This is a genomic window from Hymenobacter montanus (assembly GCF_014699115.1).
Lineage (GTDB): Bacteria > Bacteroidota > Bacteroidia > Cytophagales > Hymenobacteraceae > Hymenobacter > Hymenobacter montanus.
The window spans coordinates 40,808-59,965 of record NZ_JACXAD010000006.1 but is presented as its reverse complement, the minus strand read 5'-3'; the positions used below and the strand labels follow the sequence as shown (position 1 = coordinate 59,965).

Sequence of the window (19,158 nt, the reverse complement as noted above, 5' to 3'; positions counted from 1 at the left end):
GGACATTTACGGCCCGTTGGGGCCATAAGTTGGCCATTTGCCCAGCCAACCCTGTCCGTAACGCGGACTCTGCGAGTCCGCGAGTGATTATAAAATTGGCCTTATATGCCCCTGCTAAGCGAGACCACTCACGAGTGGTTATAAATTTAGCCGCTCAGCTAACCCTTAAATCAATTCCCCGTCTATCCCCATCATCCCATGCTGATTCGTCTTGTCCGCATGACGTTCGCCCCGGAGCACGTCCCGGCTTTCCTGGCCCTTTTTCACGCCTCCGAAAACCGCATCCGGCAGCAGCCCGGCTGCCGCCACCTCGAGCTGTGGCAGGACGCCGACAACCCCGCCATCTACTGCACTTACAGCCATTGGGACGATGCGGCCGCGCTCGCCGCGTACCGGAAATCGGCCTTGTTTGGCGAGGTGTGGCCGGCCACCAAGCGGCTGTTCGCGGCCCCGCCCGTAGCCTTTTCGGTGAATCCGGTGTTGTAGCCGTATACAGTTGTCTTCCGACCGCCCTTCTTCCTGCCCTATGCCCCTCGACTACTTCACCTTCTACGGCCTGCCCGAATCGTTTCGGCCCGACGAGGCCGCCCTCAAACGGCTTTATTACGCTAAGAGCCGCGAAACCCACCCCGACTTCCACGCCACGTCTTCAGCCGAAAATCAGGCTGCCATGCTGCGGGAGGCCACCCTCAACACCGATGCTTACCGGACCCTGTCCGACGCCGACCTGCGCATGGCCTACATTCTCCGCCAGCACGGCCTGCTGGCGGAAGGTAAGCAGGAGCAGCTGCCGCCCGAGTTCCTGATGGACATGATGGAGCTCAACGAGCAACTGATGGACCTGGAAAACGACCCTGATGCTGCCGCCCAGTCCCGCATAGCCGCCGAAGTCCAGGCCTTAGCCAATACGCTCGACGTCGGCATTGAGCCCGTACTCGCTGGCTATGAGCAGCTCCCGGCTGACCACCGCCCGGCCGCGCTGGAGCAAATCCGCACCTACTACCTAAAAAAGCGGTATCTGTTGCGCATCCAGCAGCAAGTAGCTACCTTTGCAGCCCGCTCCTGATACCGGCAGAGCGGATATGTTCTGATGAAACTCATCCTGCCCGGATGGCGGAACCGGTAGACGCGTTGGTCTCAAACACCAATACCGCAAGGTGTGCCGGTTCGACTCCGGCTCCGGGTACTAGTAAGGTCTAACGACCATCCCCAATTCAAGCCTCAAAAGCTGCAAATCTGTTCGCGGATGCGGTTTTTGAGGCTTTTTTGCTTTTGGCCGAAACCGGCTTTACCAGCGCTAATACCTGGACTTATCAGTGGGTTTATGGTGGTGCTGGCGAAGAAGCTAAGCGGTTCCTATCATTCTGCTTTCCGCAGGCCTTCGAGGAGCAGTTGTACAGCGTGTGGTACTACGCGGCCGTGACCAGGGTGGAAGTGATTATGCTACAGTGGCAAATTCGAACGTGCTGCGCTCTACGAATCGGCACTTTGGGTAGGAAATGCTGTGGGCAATCGGGCTGCACCACATTAAGGAAAACGTGGTCAGGTAGGTGAACTCTCATGTAATAATCAACTGGAATTATTCTAGGCCGGGCATTGAGGACACTACTAAGCCTACGCTTAAAACCAGCGTTATCTGTTGAACTAGGCCTGGATGGCAATGATTGTTGACAATAAATTGGCATAGATTTACAAGGCCAGAAACTGTATTTGATGACCACTACCGACTACCAGGCCCAATACTTCGCCTACGAGCTTACCCGCCGCCTGCCTACCGAAAGCGAAGACAAGCTGGCTTCGGCGCTGGTGGATGCCCGCGTAACGCTCAATCCGCACCAAGTAGAAGCCGCTTTGTTTGCCTTCCGCTCGCCGCTGGCTAAGGGGGCGCTGTTGGCAGATGAGGTGGGCTTAGGAAAAACCATCGAAGCCGGGCTGGTGCTGGCCCAAAAATGGGCCGAGCGCAAGCGTCGACTGCTAGTCGTCGTACCGGCCAACCTACGCAAGCAGTGGTACCAAGAGCTGACGGAGAAGTTCTTCCTACCCTGCCTGATTCTGGAAACCAAGCCTTACCGCGAGGCCAAAATGGCAGGCATCACCCAGCCGTTTGCGCCCGCCGAGCCAGCCGTGGTGATTTGCTCCTACCAGTTTGTAGCCGGCAAGGCACACGACGTGGAGGACGTGGCCTGGGACTTGGTAGTACTAGACGAGGCTCACCGCCTGCGCAATGTATACAAGCCCCAAAACGTGACGGCCAACACTCTCAAATATGCCCTAAGGGGCCGCGAGAAACTGTTGCTCACTGCTACGCCCCTGCAAAACTCGCTACTGGAGCTCTATGGTCTTATCAGTCTGATTGACGAGCATACATTTGGTGACCTCAAGAGCTTTCGGGAGCAGTACGCCAATCTCAACCAGCCTCAGACCTTTCAGAACCTGAAGGCGCGGTTGCAGCCCCTGTGCTTTCGCACCCTGCGCAAGGACGTGGCCGGCTTTGTGTCGTACACTAAACGGCTGCCCCTGCTCCAGCGTTTCGAGCCCGAGGCTGACGAACACCAGCTTTACAAACTGGTTACGGAGTATCTGCAGCGTGAGAACCTTCAGGCGTTGCCGCCCAGCCAGCGCACCCTCACCACTTTGGTGCTGCGCAAGCTGCTGGCCTCGTCCACATTTGCCATTGCGGGAGCGTTGCAGACCATTGCCGAACGGCTGCGGGGGCGGCTTGCCCGCCACGACTTTACCGAGGCGCTGGCCGATGCGATTGGCGAAGACTACGAGGCCTTCGATGAAACCGCTGAGGAGTGGCAGGTGCAGGAGCCGCCAGTCATCATGGGCGAGGGCGAACGGCAGGCGGTGGAAACTGAAATAAAGGATCTCACCGCCCTAGCTGACCTAGCAGCTTCCATCCAGAAAAATGCCAAGGGCACGGCCCTGCTGGTGGCTCTACGCGAAGCCTTCCGGCGAGCGCGGGAAAATGGGGCGGCCGAAAAGGCTCTGGTGTTTACCGAGTCGCGCAAGACCCAGAACTATCTATTGCAATTGCTGGGCGAAAGTGAGTTTGCCGAGGGAATCGTACTCTTCAATGGTACAAACAACGACCCCGGTTCGCGGCAGATCTATCAGCAGTGGAAGGCTCGGCATCAGGGCACCGACCGCCTCACTGGCTCTCCTACGGCTGATATGCGCTCGGCACTGGTCGATTATTTCCGCTCGGAGCAGGGCCGCATTATGATTGCCACAGAGGCTGGGGCCGAAGGCATTAACCTACAGTTCTGCTCCCTGGTGGTAAACTACGACTTGCCCTGGAATCCCCAGCGCATTGAGCAGCGCATTGGGCGCTGCCACCGCTACGGCCAGAAGCACGATGTGGTAGTAGTGAACTTCCTGAACGAGAAAAACGCCGCCGACCAGCGCGTGTACGATTTGCTGCAGAGCAAGTTCGAGCTCTTCAACAGCACCTTCGGCTCGTCGGATGAGATTCTGGGAGCCATCGAGTCGGGGGTAGACTTCGAGCGGCGCATCGCGGCCATCTACCAGACCTGCCGCCAGCCTTCCGAGATTGAGGCCGCCTTTGACCGCCTGCAGGAAGAGCTGAAGTACGAGCTAGACAGTGTGATGAAGCACACCCAGCGGCAGTTGCTCGACCACTTTGATGAGGAGGTGCGGGAGAAGCTGAGAACCCGCGCCACGGAGGCAGAATATGCCCGCAACCGCTTCGAGGAGCTGCTGTTACGCCTCACGCGTCATGAGCTACGCGACTATGCCGACTTCGTGCCCGACGACCCGGCCGGCGGCTTCCGGCTGTACCAACTGCCCTCACTCCCCTTCCATGAGCCCCGGCCGCCGCTGGGCCACTACGAGATGCCACGCCGGAGCGCTGAGGCCCATTACTACCGCCTGGGCCACCCACTGGCCCTGGCCCTGTTGAAGCAGGCCAAGGACCGTCAGCTACCGCCCGCCACCATCGAATTTAACTATACTGGCTACAACGGCCGCATCAGCGCCCTAGAACCTTTGCGTGGCCAAAGCGGCTGGCTGCTACTCTCCTGCTTCACGGCGGCCACCCCGGCCCAGACTGAGGAATACCTGCTGTGCGCCGCTCGCACTGATGCTGGCCAGGTGCTGGACGAAGACACCGCTGCCCGCCTGTTGCGCCTGCCCGGCTGCCTATTGTCCCAGCCCCTGCCCGCTAACCCGCCGACGGAGCTGGCCGACATTCTGGTGGGCTTGCAAGCAGGCGTGGAAGCCCGCATCTCGGCGCGAAACGCCCGCTTTTTTGATGAAGAAGCTGCAAAGCTCGAAGGCTGGGCCGATGACCAGAAGCTCACCCTGGAGCGCGACCTCAAGGACCTGGACCGCCAGTTGAAAGAGGTGCGACGCGCCGCCACTTCCGCCCTTACTCTGCAAGCCAAGCTAGAGAGCCAGAAACAGCAGAAGGCATTGGAAGCCACCCGCAGCCAGAAGCGCCGCGCCCTCTTCGAAGCCCAGGACGAGGTGGATCGCCGCCGCGACGACCTCATATCAACTGTAGAAACTCAGTTGCGGCAGGAGTTGAGCACGAAAGAGCTATTTGTTATTCGCTGGATCCTGATTTGAATTCTACCTATCTATGCCTGATATCCCTCCACTCGAATTAGAACACGTTCGGAACAGACTCCGCGCTGATTTTACCTGCCGTTTGCCCAAGGCTACCACAGGCGACGCCGCTGCCCGCGATACCAATTTTCTGTCACGAGCGCTGGCCGCTTTTACTATCTACAAAATGTCGGGCTGCTCGCTTGACGAAGCAGCGGCGGCGGTCGTAGACGGCGGCGGCGACGGCGGCATTGATGCCGTGCATTACGAAGCCAGCGCCGAAAAATTGTGGGTAGTACAGTCGAAATATCATCTGTCGGGACGTGGAGAGCCGGCCTTGCGGGATGTGAACACTTTCAAAACCGGGCTCGAAAACCTGCTCTTAGGCCGGTTCGAGGCGTTTGAAAGCAATGCCACTTGGCGCCGGCTGATTCCGGCCCTGCGGCACGTGCTAGAGTTTGGCAGCCTGAGAGTGCAGGCTGTTCTAGTCTACTCCACGCTTCAATCCGTATCGGATGACCGGCTCCATGTATTCGAAGGCCTGCGCCGGCAGTTCTCGGCCGACACGGACTACCTCGAGTGCAACACCTGCAACCTGACCACGCTGCACGATTGGGCTACCGGGGCCGACCAAAGTCCCGGCGTGCCCGAAGTAACTTTAACACTGCTCAAGCCCGGCTGGGTGCAGCGACCTTACGAAACCGTGTACGGCTTGCTGCCTCTAGCGGAACTGGCTATGCACTGGCGGGTGCACGGCCGCCGCCTGATTGCGGCCAATATTCGCGCCTATCAGGGCAGCACGGCCGTCAATAGTAAAATCGTAGATACCGTGCGCAATGAGCCTGAGCACTTCTTTTATCTTAATAACGGCCTGACGGCCTATTGCAACCGGCTGGAGCTGCGCCATGTGGATCGCGCCAATGCCGAAAGCAAAAAGGTGAAAGCCTTTGGTCTATCTATTGTGAATGGGGCACAAACGCTGGGATCGGTGGCTGAATACTTTGCTACGGCGGCCGAAGGAGCATTACCGGAAGGCTACGTGTTCATTAAAATCATTTCCCTGAAGCGCTGCCACGACGACCGCGCTTTCGCCGAAAGCATCACGCGTAGCACCAACTTCCAGAACCAGATTGGCACCCGCGACTTCGTGGCCCTAAACGAGCAGCAACAACGCCTCGCCAATCAGCTGGCTCCCTCTGGCATCAGCTACCACTACAAGACCGGGGCCGATACACCCGCACCCGACGCGCAAAATTTCACACTCGATGAGGCGACCACCGTAGCCGCTGTGCTTACCAACAAGCCCGATTGCGCAGTGTGTGCCCAGCTAGCTACCGATTGGCAAGCCTTCTGGTCGTTCGACCCGGTTTTTCCCGACAACTTGTTGCAGCCCTCGCTTTATGCCCGCACCTTCAATGCCGAGTTGTCGGGCCGGGTGCTGTGGCGGGCGGTACAGGTGCAGCGTGTTGCCCGGCAGGCCCTCAACCAGGGCGAAAGCGGGGTTCGCGCTGAATTCTTCGCTGGCTGCGGTTGGTTGGTACTCGACTTATTGTTCTCATACCGCTTCTATCAGTTGGGCGAAGCACTGGCCCTCAGCACCGATGAGCAAACCAGTATCTCGCGGGATGCCCAGGACTTTGCCGAAAAAATATGGGCCGCCTGTCTGCTTAAAGGCATGGTGCTGACCCTGGAAGATGGCCGCTGGGAACTGCCCAAACCCTTCCAAACGGTGTTTGGCACCCCAAACGATTGTAAAATTTTGCGCAGCACGGTGTTGGCCGTTCTCCACCGGTCGGTCACTATTTAAGGTCGCATACTCTTTTTATCTTGCGCCTTGCTGTGCATTAAGCCGCTATAACATGACCAAGAAAACCCGTCTCGAACTTACCTGGGTGGGCAAGGAAAACCGGCCTCAGTTGGAGCCGCGCATCCTGCTCGAAGACCCTGCCCTCTCCTACCATGCGCCGCACCGGGTGACGGACAACGACCTATTTGACAACGTGCTCATCCAGGGTGATAACCTGCTTGCCCTTAAAGCCCTTGAAGCTGACTACACTGGCCGTGTCAAGTGTGTCTTCATTGACCCACCTTACAACACTGGCTCGGCCTTTACCCATTATCCGGACGGACTAGAACATTCACTTTGGCTTTCAATGATGCGCGACAGATTAGTGCTGATTCAAAAGCTTCTTGCCAATGACGGGTCATTATGGATTACAATTGATGATAATGAAGGCCACTACTTGAAGGTTTTATGTGACGAAGTTTTTGGCAGGTCAAGCTTTGTGGCAACAGTTGTGTGGGAGAATTTTTATGGTCGTAGTAACGCTGCGGCCATTTCCCCAGGCCATAATTACATTCTCATTTATTCGCCGCTTGGCGTAGATTGGAAATATACTCGCAATCTGTTGCCAAGAGACGAAAAAGCGTCCGCGAAATACACCAATCCTGATAACGATATTAGAGGTCCTTGGAGATTAGGGCCAATATTTGCAGCTGAAGAGCGGCATGTAGGACTCATGTATAAAATTACTACACCTTCTGGACGTGTAGTATCTCCGCCTAAAGGAAGCCATTGGCGAATGCTGGAAGAAGATTTTTGGAAGATGGTGAAGGATAAGCGAATTTCATTTGGTCCAAATGGCGATAATAATCCTGCTGTCAAACTGTATTTGTGGGAAGTCCAGGATGGATTAGTTCCTAGGACATGGTGGCCCCACACAGAGGCCGGCCATACACAGGAAGCTAAACGTGAGATTCAAGCTCTTTTCCCAGAAGGCACGCTTTTCGACACTCCAAAACCAGAGCGGCTACTTGAAAAAATCATCCGTATTGCCACTAATCCTGGTGACTTGGTTCTCGACAGCTTTGCCGGCTCCGGTACGACGGGTGCGGTTGCACACAAAATGGGTCGCCGCTGGATAATGGTGGAGTTGGGCGAACACGCCAAAACGCACATTATCCCGCGCCTGCACAAAGTTCTCAACGGGGAGGATGCAGGCGGTATCAGCAAGGCCGTGGACTGGCATGGTGGTGGTGGCTTCCGTTTTTTTAACCTGGCACCTTCTCTGCTTCAAAAGGACCGCTGGGACAACTGGGTTATCAATAAGGACTACCACGGCGAGATGTTAGCTGAGGCCCTGTGCAAGCTGGAAGGCTTTCGCTATGCTCCTAACCCTGAAGTATACTGGCAGCAGGGCCACTCTACTGAAACTGATTATCTCTACGTGACCACTGCCACTCTCACCTCTGCTCAGCTCCAGCAGCTATCGGATGAGGTAGGCTCCGAACGCACACTGCTGGTACTGTGCCCCGCATTTAGGGGCACTGCCGATTTTCCCAACCTCACGGTAAAGAAAATCCCTAAGCATGTGCTGCACCTCTGCGAGTGGGGTCATGACGACTATAGCCTAAGAGTGGAAAACCTGCCAGTTGCGCCCGTGTCGGTACCGGTGGGGCAGCAGTCCTTGTTTTCGTAGGCGGGCCGCTAGGTGCCGCTAGCCCGTCATGCTGAGTGCAGTCGCAGCATGACAGGCTATTTATCCTTTTCGCTTACATATTGCCCTTCCGTTACCTGCCCGCTATGCATCGCCAAGTTTCTGCTCTTTCCGGTCGTCTCAGCCTGCGCACCCCGCAACGCACCTCGCTTGAGTTGCTCGACCAGCTCATGGATATGTTTCCACCCCTGCGTGAGGCTAAGGACGCAGACCCATCTGCCTTGCTAGAGGTGCTGCGCCGCGAGTTTCCGAACCTGACGGACTTTGAGCGTGAATTTCCTTCTGTGGGTTTTTCGCTGGCTACGGGCGTGGGAAAAACCCGCCTAATGGGGGCTTTCATCGCCTACCTGCATCTAGCACAAGGCATCGATAACTTTTTCGTGCTGGCCCCGAACCTGACCATCTATAACAAGCTGATTCAGGATTTTACACCCAATACGCCTAAGTATGTATTCCGCGGCATTGCCGCATTTGCCATTGATGCGCCAGCCGTGATTACGGGCGAGAATTACCAGGACGTGGTGGGCAACCTATTCTACCATACTGTTGGATGCAAAATCAACGTTTTTAACATCTCCAAAATCAACTCCGAAGTACGCGGTGGCAAGGCCCCGCGCATTAAGCAACTGGCGGAGTATCTAGGTGAAAGCTACTTCGCTTACTTGGCCAAGCTACCTGACCTGGTGCTGCTGATGGACGAAAGCCATCGGTATCGAGCCACTGCAGGTGTACGGGCTATTAACGAACTACGCCCCATTCTGGGCTTAGAGCTGACTGCCACTCCCTACGTGGAAACGCCCAAAGGCACGGTTCCTTTCAAGAATCTGATTTTTGACTACCGTCTTGCGCAGGCAATGGAAGATGGCTTCGTGAAGGAGCCTGCAGTGGTCACGCGTAAGGACTTTAACCCTGCCGGCCTTGCTCCTGATGCCTTAGAGCAGTTAAAGTTGGAAGATGGCATCCGGCTGCACGAGCAGGTGAAGGTGGAGTTGGAAACTTACGCCCGCCAAACCGGCCTTCCTGTGGTAAAGCCTTTCGTGTTAATAATTGCCCGTGATATTACCCACGCCGCGCAGTTGCTAGCCCGCATTCAATCAGCGGATTTCTTCGGGGGCAGCTATGCAAGCAAGGTCATTCAGGTCGACTCGAGCACTAAGGAAGACGAAATTGTAGAGCGCCTGCTGCGCGTGGAGCATGCTGATGAGCCAACTGAAATAGTGATTCACGTAAACATGCTGAAAGAAGGCTGGGACGTGACCAACCTTTACACTATAGTGCCTCTGCGGGCTGCCCACGCCAAGGTGCTAATCGAGCAAAGTATCGGGCGCGGCCTGCGCCTTCCTTATGGTAAGCGCACCGGGGTAGAAGCCGTAGACCGGCTCAACATCGTAGCTCACGACCGGTTTCAGGAAATCGTGGACGAGGCCAGGCGGCCAGGCTCGGTGCTGCGTCTCAAGGAAGTAAGGCTTGATGAGAACAGTTTTGCTCAGGCTTCGAAGACTGTGGTGTCGCAGTCGGCACTAGCCAACCAACTTGGGCTGAGCGCAGTGTCCGGCCCGGGTCAAGCCACAGTTGCGGCTGCAGGCAGCACCCCGCCTGCCTTCGCCAAGCCTGAGGAACAGGCTTTAGCCCAACTCGCATATGCCGAAATCCGGCGGGCGGTGAACCAACCGGCGGCCACGTCTTACGCTGCCTCTACCGACCTGAACAACCCAACTGTACAGGCAGCCATCGTTCAAGCCGTAGCTGCCCGACAGCCGCCCATACAACTGGCACTTGGCCTAGATAACGGGGCCACCCAGCCCGACGTAGCAGCCGTAGTTGCCAAAACCATTGCTCTGATTCAGCAGCAGACCATTGCTATTCCGCGTGTGCAAATTCTGCCTAAGGGCGAGGTACGCACCGGCTACCACAGCTTCACGCTGGACCTGAAGAACATGAATTTTCAGGCTGTGCCCGACGAAATCTGGATTCAGAATTTGGGCAACGGCAAGGCTACTGCAGTAACACTAGGGCGCGACGGAGCGGAAGAAGCCCGTTTAGAAGACTACGTTGTTGCCGGACTAGTTGACTTCGATGACGTGAACTACGACGAGCATGCCGACCTGCTCTACGACCTAGCCAGACAAGTGGTACAGCATCTGCAAAGCTACCTGTCGGCAGAAGACGCCCGTCGCGTTTTGCGCACCTACCAACGCGACATTGCTCGTGCCGTACACGTTCAGATGCTGGCCCACGCCTGGGACGACTCAACTGGTGGCTATGAGGTGCAGGTCAGCCAAGGCTTCACTGAATTAAAACCTAGTGCCTACACTACCACAGCCAACGAGCCCATCACTGACTACCGTCAGTCGCCCGCCGACAAAAGCAACATGGGTCGCTACGTATTCGGCAGCTTCCAGCGGTGCCTGTACTCTGTACAGAAGTTTGATTCAGACACCGAGCGCCTCCTGTCAGTCATTCTTGACCGTGATGCTGACAAGTGGTTTCGCCCAGCTAAAGGGCAATTCCAAATCTTCTATAAGCAGGGCGGTGAAATGCCCGAGTACCAGCCCGATTTCGTGGCCGAAACCGCAGAGGCCATTTACATGCTGGAACCCAAACGACGCTCAGAAATGACTGATGTAGTGGTATTGGCTAAGAAAGAAGCCGCTGAAGCTTGGTGCCAACACACTTCGGAGTACAACCTAAAAAATGGCGGGAAGCCTTGGTACTATGCCTTGATTCCTCACGACGTAGTGGCAGAAAGCAGAACGTTGAAAGGACTGATTAAAGAGTTTGGACATGTAGCAACACCTCATTAAGCAGATTCTACATTCGGTAAAAAGAGCCATTTACAAGCGATCTGGTTATTCAGTCATTAGTGACTCCAAGTCGATCATAATACTTCGCCGCATGGAGCACGCGGCTATGACTTTATCTGTGGCCGCGTTCCAGTGCTTGGCAATGTCAAACAATACCGTATCAGCAGTGGTAGTGCCGTCCTGGTACTTGGCGATGTTATAATATTCGCCGCGCCAGAGGAAGAAGATGCAGTCGACATCCTGCTCCAGGCTGCTGGACTCGTGCAGGTCCGAGAGCAGCAGGCGCTTCTCTCCTCCCCTTTTCTCCACGTCACGGGAAAGTTGGGAAAGGGCGATGACGGGGGCGTTAAGCTCCTTGGCCAGTTCCTTCAGGCCGCGGCTGACGCTGCCCACTTCCTGCTCGCGGTTGCCTTTGGTATCACCGCGCATGAGCTGGACGTAGTCGACCAGGACTAGGCGCAGGGGGTGCTGCACGTGCAGGTGCGTGCACTTGGCGCGCACCTGCTGGACGGTGAGGCCAGGCGTGCGTCGAGTTGCAGGGCGTGGCCGTGGGTATGCAGGGGTAAAGTTGGATAGCCGGGAGTTTCATGCCTGCCTGACCTGACAACAAAATGTTGCTGACCTAGACCTGTTCAGAACTGGTGACGAGCCGGCCTTCGACCAGATTAGGTTCCAGGAACTGCTCTAGTTGGACAGCGGCTCCTATTCAGGGCAGGTGGTTGGCTAACCGTCCAGGCGGCCCAGTAATGGAACTATAGATAAATCATCCGGCGCGTCTATCGGAATGAGAGCGGAATTTATCAATATATTAGCCTGTGATAAAGTATCTTATAATACGGAATGCGTTCCGGAATTTATGCGGTAGTATTGTGCATGCAAAAGCTTGAAGCACTGTATCGTGATCCGGCAGCAATAGCCCCTTTGAAACCTAGTGAGTTGCCGGTGGAGCTAAGGGAATCCGCCTTGGATATTGTAGAGGCAGCGGCACGGCTAAGTGGGTCGCTGCACCCAATGACAGCCCGAGCCATTGCCGATTTTCTGCGCCCCGCCAACAGCTACTACTCAAATCTGATCGAAGGGCACGATACCCATCCGCTAGCTATTGCCCAGGCCTTGCGAGAAATGTACGCCTCAGATAGCCGTAACCGCTCGCTACAACTGGAAGCTTTGGCGCACATAGCAGTGCATAAGCGGTTGCCAGAGCTACTAGCCGCCGCTGACAATAATCCCTACACGGAGGGTTTCTGGCGAGCGGTACACCGTACTTTTTATGAGCATCTGCCAGCGGAGTTCCGCTGGGTGGAAGCGCACGAGGGTACCCAATTGGAGGTGTTGCCCGGTGAGCTGCGTACAAATGAAGTACGAGTTGGCCGCCACGTAGCCCCGGCGGCGGAAGCGCTACCGGCCTTTATCGAGCGCGTAGAATGGGCGTATCGGCCGAAGGCCGAGGCTAACCGGCTGGCGCGTATTGTCAATATCGCGGCCGCACACCACCGCCTGGCCTGGCTGCACCCGTTTCTGGACGGTAACGGGCGGGTGCTGCGCTTGTTCAGTGATGCTGCGTTTCTGGCCGAGGGCCTAAACGCAGGCGGACTATGGTCGATGTCGCGGGGCCTGGCCCGCAGCGAACAGACGTACAAACAGGCCTTGGCCGCCGCCGATTCGCAACGTCTCAACGACTACGATGGGCGAGGTAATTTATCAGAAAAGAGGTTGGTTGCCTTCTGCCAATTTTTCCTCCAAGTTGCCCTTGACCAGATTCGCTACATGACGCAGGTCTTGGCCATTGACGAAATGCTGGGCCGGCTTCGGAACCTGGTTGATTTACTGGCAGTGAAGCGTAAGTGGCGGCCGGAAGCTTACTACGTGCTCGAGGCTGTCTTCCTGAAAGGTAGTATAGCGAGGGGCGAGATCATGCGGCTAACAGCCCTATCCGATAAAACAGCCAAGGAATTAGCCAAAACGCTGATCGATGCCGAACTGCTGACTACGGACCTTTCTGTCCGTTTTGCACCGTATCGAGCCGCTTACCCTATTGCGTTCGCGCCGGTGCTATTTCCAGGTTTATATCCTGCGGGGAAAGAGGCCGATATTTTAAACTCTGTTCGATAACCAGGCCCGCAAGTAGCGTAAGAAGATGTATCAACAGGAGGCGGGCAGAGAATACTTGCTGGCCTTGCTTTGCACATCTGGAAAGTGCCACAGCGCATTGTACAGCTAGCTGGCAATGATTTCATCGGTTGCTCTTTTCTCCTGGTCGCGGCTCAACTGTGACAGGGCAATAACGAGGGTGCGGAGTTTTTTAGCTAGCTTTTTAAGGTGGTGACCACAACGACAGGTATCTACTCTTACTGAGGTGATACCTTAATTTGGCTGAAAGGCATGTACCTAAACAGGGTTTGCCGAAAAGTCAAACAATTGGATCAGAGGCTTGCCTTCGCTGAATCATCCTCATCTTTCGAGGCACTCGTTGCGCGGAGCAGGGTGTTTACTGCGTGGTCGGCGGCCCGGGTGGTTTCGGGCAAGCGGTAGAGCGGGGTAAGGCGCAGCACCCACTCGGTGGCGGTTTCCAGCGAGATATTATGCCCGACCGACACGAAGACGGGGTTTTTATCCGTTTGGGTTCGGAGCGCGCGGCCGACGACCTCGCCGTTGTCTACCAGTTCCGCGTAGCTGCCCCGGCTGGGTGCCAGGGGCTGGTACTCGCCCAACAAGCGGGTTTTGGCGCAGCCGATGGTGGGGATACCGGTGGCCACGCCCAGGTGACAGGCCAGCCCAAACCGGCGCGGGTGAGCCAGGCCCTGCCCGTCGCACACCACCAGGTCGGGCGCTTGAGGCAATTTCTCCAGGGCCTGCAGCACGGCCGGCAATTCGCGGAACGAAAACAGGCCCGGGATATAAGGAAAGGTCGCCTCCCCTCGAAACGATACCACTTCCCGTAGGGCCAAGGTGTGGGCATCGAGGACGGCCACGGCGGCAATTAGGGTGTCGCTCCCTTTTTCGTAAGCCACATCGACACCGGCTACCGTTTTTATCTCGCCGGCCCAGGCATCCGTCGTTACCACCGCCTGCCGCAGGTGCTGCTGCAGTTGTTCAAATTCCTGTATTTGCTGCCTAGTCACGGGAAAATGGTGGAATGGGAGCCTGGCCCGGCGCTATATGGAACCGCAAGCTACGCACTGGCGCACGCTGCCCGTAAAATCTGCCCTCCCTTGCGCAGTGCAACCGGTTGGCAGTGAAGCACACCGACCGAGCCAAAACGTATTTGTCCCCGCCAGACTGGCGAGGCTGATGACTGTGAAATTCGCACAACACTGCAGCAATCATGGGACGTGGTCTTGGTTTGACGCCACCGTAGCCTGCGCCATTTCAACGACGCGCGGCCCGGCTCATTACCTTTTCTAATTATCCAATCCCAGGCTTCTGGCTACTTTAAAGGGAGTTCCAATTGCCATTTGAGGCGGGTGTAGGCAATGCGAAAGCCATTTTTCTCCGCGTTACGCTGCGATTGGCTGCCCGGCAGCGCGCCCATCATAGCCAGCGTGCAGCCCTTAGCCGCCGCGAAGCACAAACGAGCCTCAAGCAGCGCTGATTGAGCTCCCTGCCGTCGGCCCGTCGCGATGGTACTGGCGCCCATCAACAGCGCCACGTCCTGATGCACAAACAACCCACCAGTGGCAATGGGATGACCATTGAGTTCGGCCAGAAATGGCTCGGCGCCGTCGCTGCTGGCACTGATTTGGCCGTATGCCAGCACAAAGTCTCCCAGGTCCGGACTCTCCGGACGCCACCCTTCGGCGGAGGTATGGGCCCACACTGGCACTTCGGCCGCCGTAATGCGGCGGGTGGTAAGCGGGCCCGACTGAACGGTGGTCGGGTGTGGCAACGGGGAGAGCTCCCGGTACAAGACGCTGGTGTATTCTATGGGCCGGTAGCCGCGGGTGGGCAGCAAAGCCAGGAACGAAGCATCGGCCAGGGAGCTGATCTCGAGGCATACTGGGGTGTGCCGCTGGGCGAAGAACTGCTCTACCTGCTCCAATTCGGCGGGTCCCACTTCGTCAAACAGCCCCAGACCAAAGCTCTGCGTTAGTGGCGAGCCTACCCCATCAAACAAGAGGTAGGCACCTGCCAGCTTAGTCCAGGTGGCCTCGCTTTCGGGCATTAGTCGGCAGCGGGCCTCAATAAAATTAGCATTAGCCTGAGCCTCCGCCTGTTCCAGGCGTTGCGCCAGGTGCTTGTCTGAAAAAATCATTTTTCAAATAACGTCATACTAACGCCCACAACAACCAGCTGCTGGGCTCACCACAAGATACAAGACGTGCTTAGAGAAAATCACAGCCTGAATATGCCAGCCGGATGGTCTGCCGATATGCCGCGCCCTAAGCTACTGCTGGATGAGGGAAACCAATATTTTTTATACAATAAGCATCAATTATTATACAATAAACATTTTTTGTACATTTGCTTCTGAACTAATGAACATTAATTCCTTACTATGAAGAAGTATGTACTGACATTCCTGATTTTCTTTTGTGCGCTATTGGGACGAGCCCAGTCACCGTCGTACCAGTTTAATGAGAACGGCATAAGCGACCCTGTGCTCCATAATTTTCTGCAACGCTCCATCACCATGGCCGGCGTGTGCGGAGATGACCCAAACCCCAGTGGGGGTATCCCGTATCCGGACTCTGAGCGAAACGCCGACATTGCTTCCCTTAACAGCATCCAAGCCAAGTTCATCGGCCGGGCTGCGTGGTGGTGGGGCAATACCGGCGACAGGGGCGACCAAGACCACTTTCAGCGCACCAATGACATTGCTAATAAGTTATTAGAAGGCAACGCGGATCGCGTAATTCAAGCTGCCATCTTTGAATTTATCGGAAATTATGTAGCAAGGGATCCGCAATCTCCAATTAGCCAAACAAACTATGAGGTTACGGGAAGCGCCAATACCATTCCCTTACCGGCCTGGGTGTATAAAGAATTTCATCCAGACGCTGACTACACGGTGCGCCCCTTCGATGCCAAGCGAATTGCCTACCCGTATGATTATTGGCAAGCTCACTTGAAGTATCACAACTATGCTATACCCGATGTGACGAGTGAAGAAGCACAAATGTGGCTTTACTACCGCGCCTGTAACTACATGGCCTCCAATATAGAGGCGTTGCACATGGGTCAGTGGCACCTCATTGCTTACAGAGATGCATTAGGGCAGCGACCCGGCGGGACCGGAGAAGAGGCTTATCGCTATAGTAAAATGCTCATTGACCGAATCCGGGCATTTGCGCGGAACGGGAATCCGAACTTCACCCAGGTAAATGACACTCGCGGCCAACCCAACGACATACAAGGAGCCCGGCGGGGCTACGTCATACTGGATTGCCACATCAAGCGCCCCGTTCAGTACCAGGGGGTTGAACTGTTTGATTTTCACTCTATGCCCATCCATGCCACTAAAATCCACACCCAGTATAAAGAAACGGTAATAAATGGGGACCGATATCCTCAGGGCACTCCCGGCTTTTACGAAGCACCAGTGTATGGCACTGAGTTGATTGGCCGTAGCTGCCCCAATGACTTCGACGGGCCTTCGCTGCTAGATCATGACCCGCGGCTCTTTCTGGTGGAACTAGACAATAGCGGCAGCGACACTTTGGCGCCCGTGCAAAGTTGGAAGCCTGAGATGCACATGTGGGGCTGGGACGAAATTACGTGGTACGCCAGCCAACCCTCGGCCACCTACCGCGCCGACTGGTTGCGCCATGCGTACAAATGGTTGCAGTGCAACGACCCCCAGGTGAGCCTGGAAATGCCTGGCCGACGGGGAACCGTGGCGGCCAATGGTGTAAAGGGACTGTACCGGTTCAATGTGCCCTCTGACGATGGGAGCCCCTCCCGCGAACAAACCCGTATCGCGGAACTCTGGACCGGGCGATATGATACCTTTATACCGGCTTACACCCTGCCCTACTCGTACCCAGCCACCGGTTCAAAAGAGCCCATTCTGGCGGGTTCTACTTCTGATTCTCATTCCTACGCCCAGACGGTATCTACGCTGGCCCTGGAGCACGACGGCTCGATTTGCTGGCGGGATTATAAATCGGGACTCATCTACTACGCCAAATGGGAGCCCGGCACGGGCAAATGGGGCACGTACAGCATTCCGGGTACGTCCAATGCGGCGAGCGACCTCATGTTTTTCGAGGATGGGCTGTTGTTTTATCGAACGAGCGATAACAAAATTGATTACTGCCAGTGGATAGCCAGCACAAATACCTGGTCGCACAATACCACGTTTACGAGTGCTAACGGGGCCAACAACGTGGCTGGCAACCTTGTGTTCGAGGCGACGGGGCCATTTGATAAACGGGTAAATCGTAAGGCCATTTATTACCGTAGTACCCAAGGGCACTTGGAGTATGTTAAGTACGACCCGGATGCCAACGTGTGGTATCACGATGTGGTGAGCTCTGTTGTTCCCGTTGATGCCGTAGAGGGAGCCATTTTGTGCCCAAGCGCTGGGACCGTGGCCTGCATTTCACAACAAACCCTGCGCGTTTTTGGGTGGACCAACAATGGGTGGCAAGATAAACCGTTACCCTGGCCGCTCACCAACGTCCGTAACGGGCTCGCCTTGGAGAAATATAGTGACAGATCGGACGTCGTGTTTTATTATTGTACAACTGGGAATGACGTGGCTGCGATTGGGTACGATTATAACACTGGTGTCTATAAGACTGCCAAGAATCTGGGCGTTAGCAATGCGTGGGGGGACATCATCCTCACCGATAACAGTGCGTTGCTGTACCGCACCAGTAACGGCGGCATTGCACGGGCTCGTTGGGGGTGCACACAAGGCGGGCCTGATGCTGATGGTTGGGTGATTGAGGAGTACAGCGGGATCCGCAATTGCCACTGGGGGCTGACGCGGCAGCGGGATGGCAGTCTGTTTTATGTAGGTACGCGAGGAGGGGTGCAGAATACTATCAACTACCTTACATGGGAAGCAAACAAATGCGCCGTGGTGCAGCAGCGCCCCGCGGCGCAGCTCTTGGCCACGGCGCCGACCAAGTCACGCCCGGAAATGCGCCTCGTAGCCTACCCTAACCCTGGAAACGAGGAGATCACCGTGGTATCGGACCGACCAACTGCTGAAACCGGCGAAGGCCAGCTGCTCGACGCCTTGGGACGGACGGTACGTGCGTTTCCTTGGCGCGGTACAGTGAGCTTGGATGTACGCAACGTGCCGGCTGGGGTGTACGTGCTGCGGGTACGCACTGCCACAACCACCCAAACCACTCGGTTGGTCGTGGAGCATTAGCCTGATGGTATAGTGCAGATGGTAACAAAAAGCCTCGGCCGTTGGCCGAGGCTTTTTGTTACCATCTGCACTGACCATTCCAGTTGGCATCTACCTTGGGCAGCCATCGGATGGCGGCCTGCGGGTACGCCCCCTGATGCTGGCACCCATCGCTAAGATAGGCTCGAAGGCTCACCGAAAAATCCGAGAGTTGAGATTCAAAGTGTCCCTATTTCCCGCATGTATTCCTGAATAACCGGCAAGAAGAGCCCTACGGCAGCGTCCAGGTAGTCACGTTCGGCAGCAGTCCAGTGGCGGGGGTGGCCAAATGCGCAGGGCTGCAAGATGCCCCACAGCTGGCCCTGGCTGGTAATGTGGGCGTGCACCAGGGCGCGGTGGCCAAAAGTGCGGCGCTCGAACTCCTGGTTGAGCACGTCGGGCCCGGCGGCGGTTACGTCATCGACGTACACCGAGGGCCGGCCGGCGAGCGCGGCCCGAAACAGGGGGTCTTCCCGGGGCAGGTCGCCCGTGTCGTCCTGCCAGTCGTGGCGGGGGTCCGGCACGGCCTCGTCGAGCCGCCAGACGAAGGCAATGCGCCCCCGCCCCCGGGCCGGGTTGCGCACGTAAAGAAAGCAGCGGTCGGCGCGCAGGTGCGAGCCCACCAGCGTCAGGGCACGCTGCAGGCATTCAGCGGGCGGATTGCCAGCGGCCAGGGCTGCGGCAAGCTCCGTGATCGGGGAGACAGTCGTCATTGAAATAGAAATTCAGCTACCGTTCTGAGGGTAAAATGCACGGGCGCACCAGCTTCCGGGATGCCGGTAAGTAAAGCCATTTATCAGAACGGTTTTCTTGGCGCGATGGCTGAAAATCCACCAGCTCGCCGCCAAGCTGCACCGGTCGGAATGCCAGGCATCAGAAGCCCGAATGAAAGGGATGGGTTTGCTCGCCATATCGTTACTCAGAATTGATGTCATAAAAGGGC

At 56.4% G+C, this 19,158-nt stretch carries 12 protein-coding genes, 1 tRNA gene and 1 pseudogene; 9 read left to right on the top strand and 5 right to left on the bottom strand.

Annotated features, from left to right (window positions below; translation table 11 throughout):
- Positions 1-198: 198 nt before the first annotated feature.
- The 7 genes from IC235_RS06860 (at position 199) to IC235_RS06830 (ending at position 10,873) form a co-directional block, all read left to right on the top strand.
- The gene (locus IC235_RS06860) at positions 199-486 is read left to right on the top strand and encodes a putative quinol monooxygenase (RefSeq protein ID WP_191004430.1); all 288 of its coding nucleotides are present in this window, start codon (positions 199-201) and stop codon (positions 484-486) included.
- A 40-nt stretch (positions 487-526) separates the two neighbouring features.
- Positions 527-1,066, top strand: a complete 540-nt coding sequence (locus IC235_RS06855) for an iron-sulfur cluster co-chaperone HscB C-terminal domain-containing protein (RefSeq protein ID WP_191004429.1) — start codon at positions 527-529, stop codon at positions 1,064-1,066.
- 38 nt (positions 1,067-1,104) lie between these two features.
- Positions 1,105-1,186: transfer RNA gene (locus IC235_RS06850), tRNA-Leu, on the top strand.
- A gap of 527 nt (positions 1,187-1,713) precedes the next feature.
- Positions 1,714-4,593: an SNF2-related protein gene (locus IC235_RS06845; protein ID WP_191004428.1), complete on the top strand. Its 2,880-nt coding sequence runs from the start codon at positions 1,714-1,716 to the stop codon at positions 4,591-4,593.
- A gap of 82 nt (positions 4,594-4,675) precedes the next feature.
- Positions 4,676-6,379: an AIPR family protein gene (locus IC235_RS06840; protein ID WP_191004427.1), complete on the top strand. Its 1,704-nt coding sequence runs from the start codon at positions 4,676-4,678 to the stop codon at positions 6,377-6,379.
- A gap of 52 nt (positions 6,380-6,431) precedes the next feature.
- Entirely contained in the window at positions 6,432-8,051 is a 1,620-nt protein-coding gene (locus tag IC235_RS06835; protein WP_191004426.1) for a site-specific DNA-methyltransferase, read from the top strand.
- Positions 8,052-8,155: 104 nt separating this feature from the next.
- On the top strand, positions 8,156-10,873 hold the full coding sequence (locus IC235_RS06830; protein ID WP_191004425.1) for a DEAD/DEAH box helicase: 2,718 nt from the start codon (positions 8,156-8,158) through the stop codon (positions 10,871-10,873).
- 45 nt (positions 10,874-10,918) lie between these two features.
- Here the strand turns inward: IC235_RS06830 and IC235_RS06825 are convergent.
- Positions 10,919-11,389, bottom strand: a pseudogene (locus IC235_RS06825) (DnaB-like helicase C-terminal domain-containing protein); the annotation flags it as partial.
- 324 nt (positions 11,390-11,713) lie between these two features.
- Between IC235_RS06825 and IC235_RS06820 the strand changes: the two are divergent.
- Entirely contained in the window at positions 11,714-12,985 is a 1,272-nt protein-coding gene (locus IC235_RS06820) for a Fic family protein (protein ID WP_223847126.1), read from the top strand.
- 105 nt (positions 12,986-13,090) lie between these two features.
- Here the strand turns inward: IC235_RS06820 and IC235_RS22775 are convergent, their stop codons facing one another.
- The 3 genes from IC235_RS22775 to IC235_RS06805 all read right to left on the bottom strand — a co-directional run bounded on the left by IC235_RS22775 (position 13,091) and on the right by IC235_RS06805 (position 15,125).
- Positions 13,091-13,234, bottom strand: coding sequence for a DnaB-like helicase C-terminal domain-containing protein (locus IC235_RS22775; RefSeq protein ID WP_191004574.1), 144 nt, complete (start codon positions 13,232-13,234; stop codon positions 13,091-13,093).
- Between the two features lie 62 nt (positions 13,235-13,296).
- A complete protein-coding gene (gene nfi / locus IC235_RS06810; RefSeq protein WP_191004422.1) occupies positions 13,297-13,995 on the bottom strand; it encodes a deoxyribonuclease V in 699 nt (232 codons plus the stop codon).
- A 305-nt stretch (positions 13,996-14,300) separates the two neighbouring features.
- Positions 14,301-15,125 carry a GNAT family N-acetyltransferase gene (locus IC235_RS06805; protein ID WP_191004421.1) on the bottom strand — a complete coding sequence of 275 codons (825 nt, stop codon included), beginning with the start codon at positions 15,123-15,125 and terminating at the stop codon, positions 14,301-14,303.
- Between the two features lie 345 nt (positions 15,126-15,470).
- Between IC235_RS06805 and IC235_RS22565 the strand changes: the two genes are divergently transcribed.
- Complete coding sequence (locus tag IC235_RS22565) at positions 15,471-18,197, top strand: T9SS type A sorting domain-containing protein (protein WP_191004420.1); 2,727 nt, start codon at positions 15,471-15,473, stop codon at positions 18,195-18,197.
- 197 nt (positions 18,198-18,394) lie between these two features.
- Here IC235_RS22565 and IC235_RS06795 read toward each other — a convergent pair whose 3' ends face one another.
- Positions 18,395-18,928 carry a GAF domain-containing protein gene (locus tag IC235_RS06795; RefSeq protein ID WP_191004419.1) on the bottom strand — a complete coding sequence of 178 codons (534 nt, stop codon included), beginning with the start codon at positions 18,926-18,928 and terminating at the stop codon, positions 18,395-18,397.
- Positions 18,929-19,158: the final 230 nt, after the last annotated feature.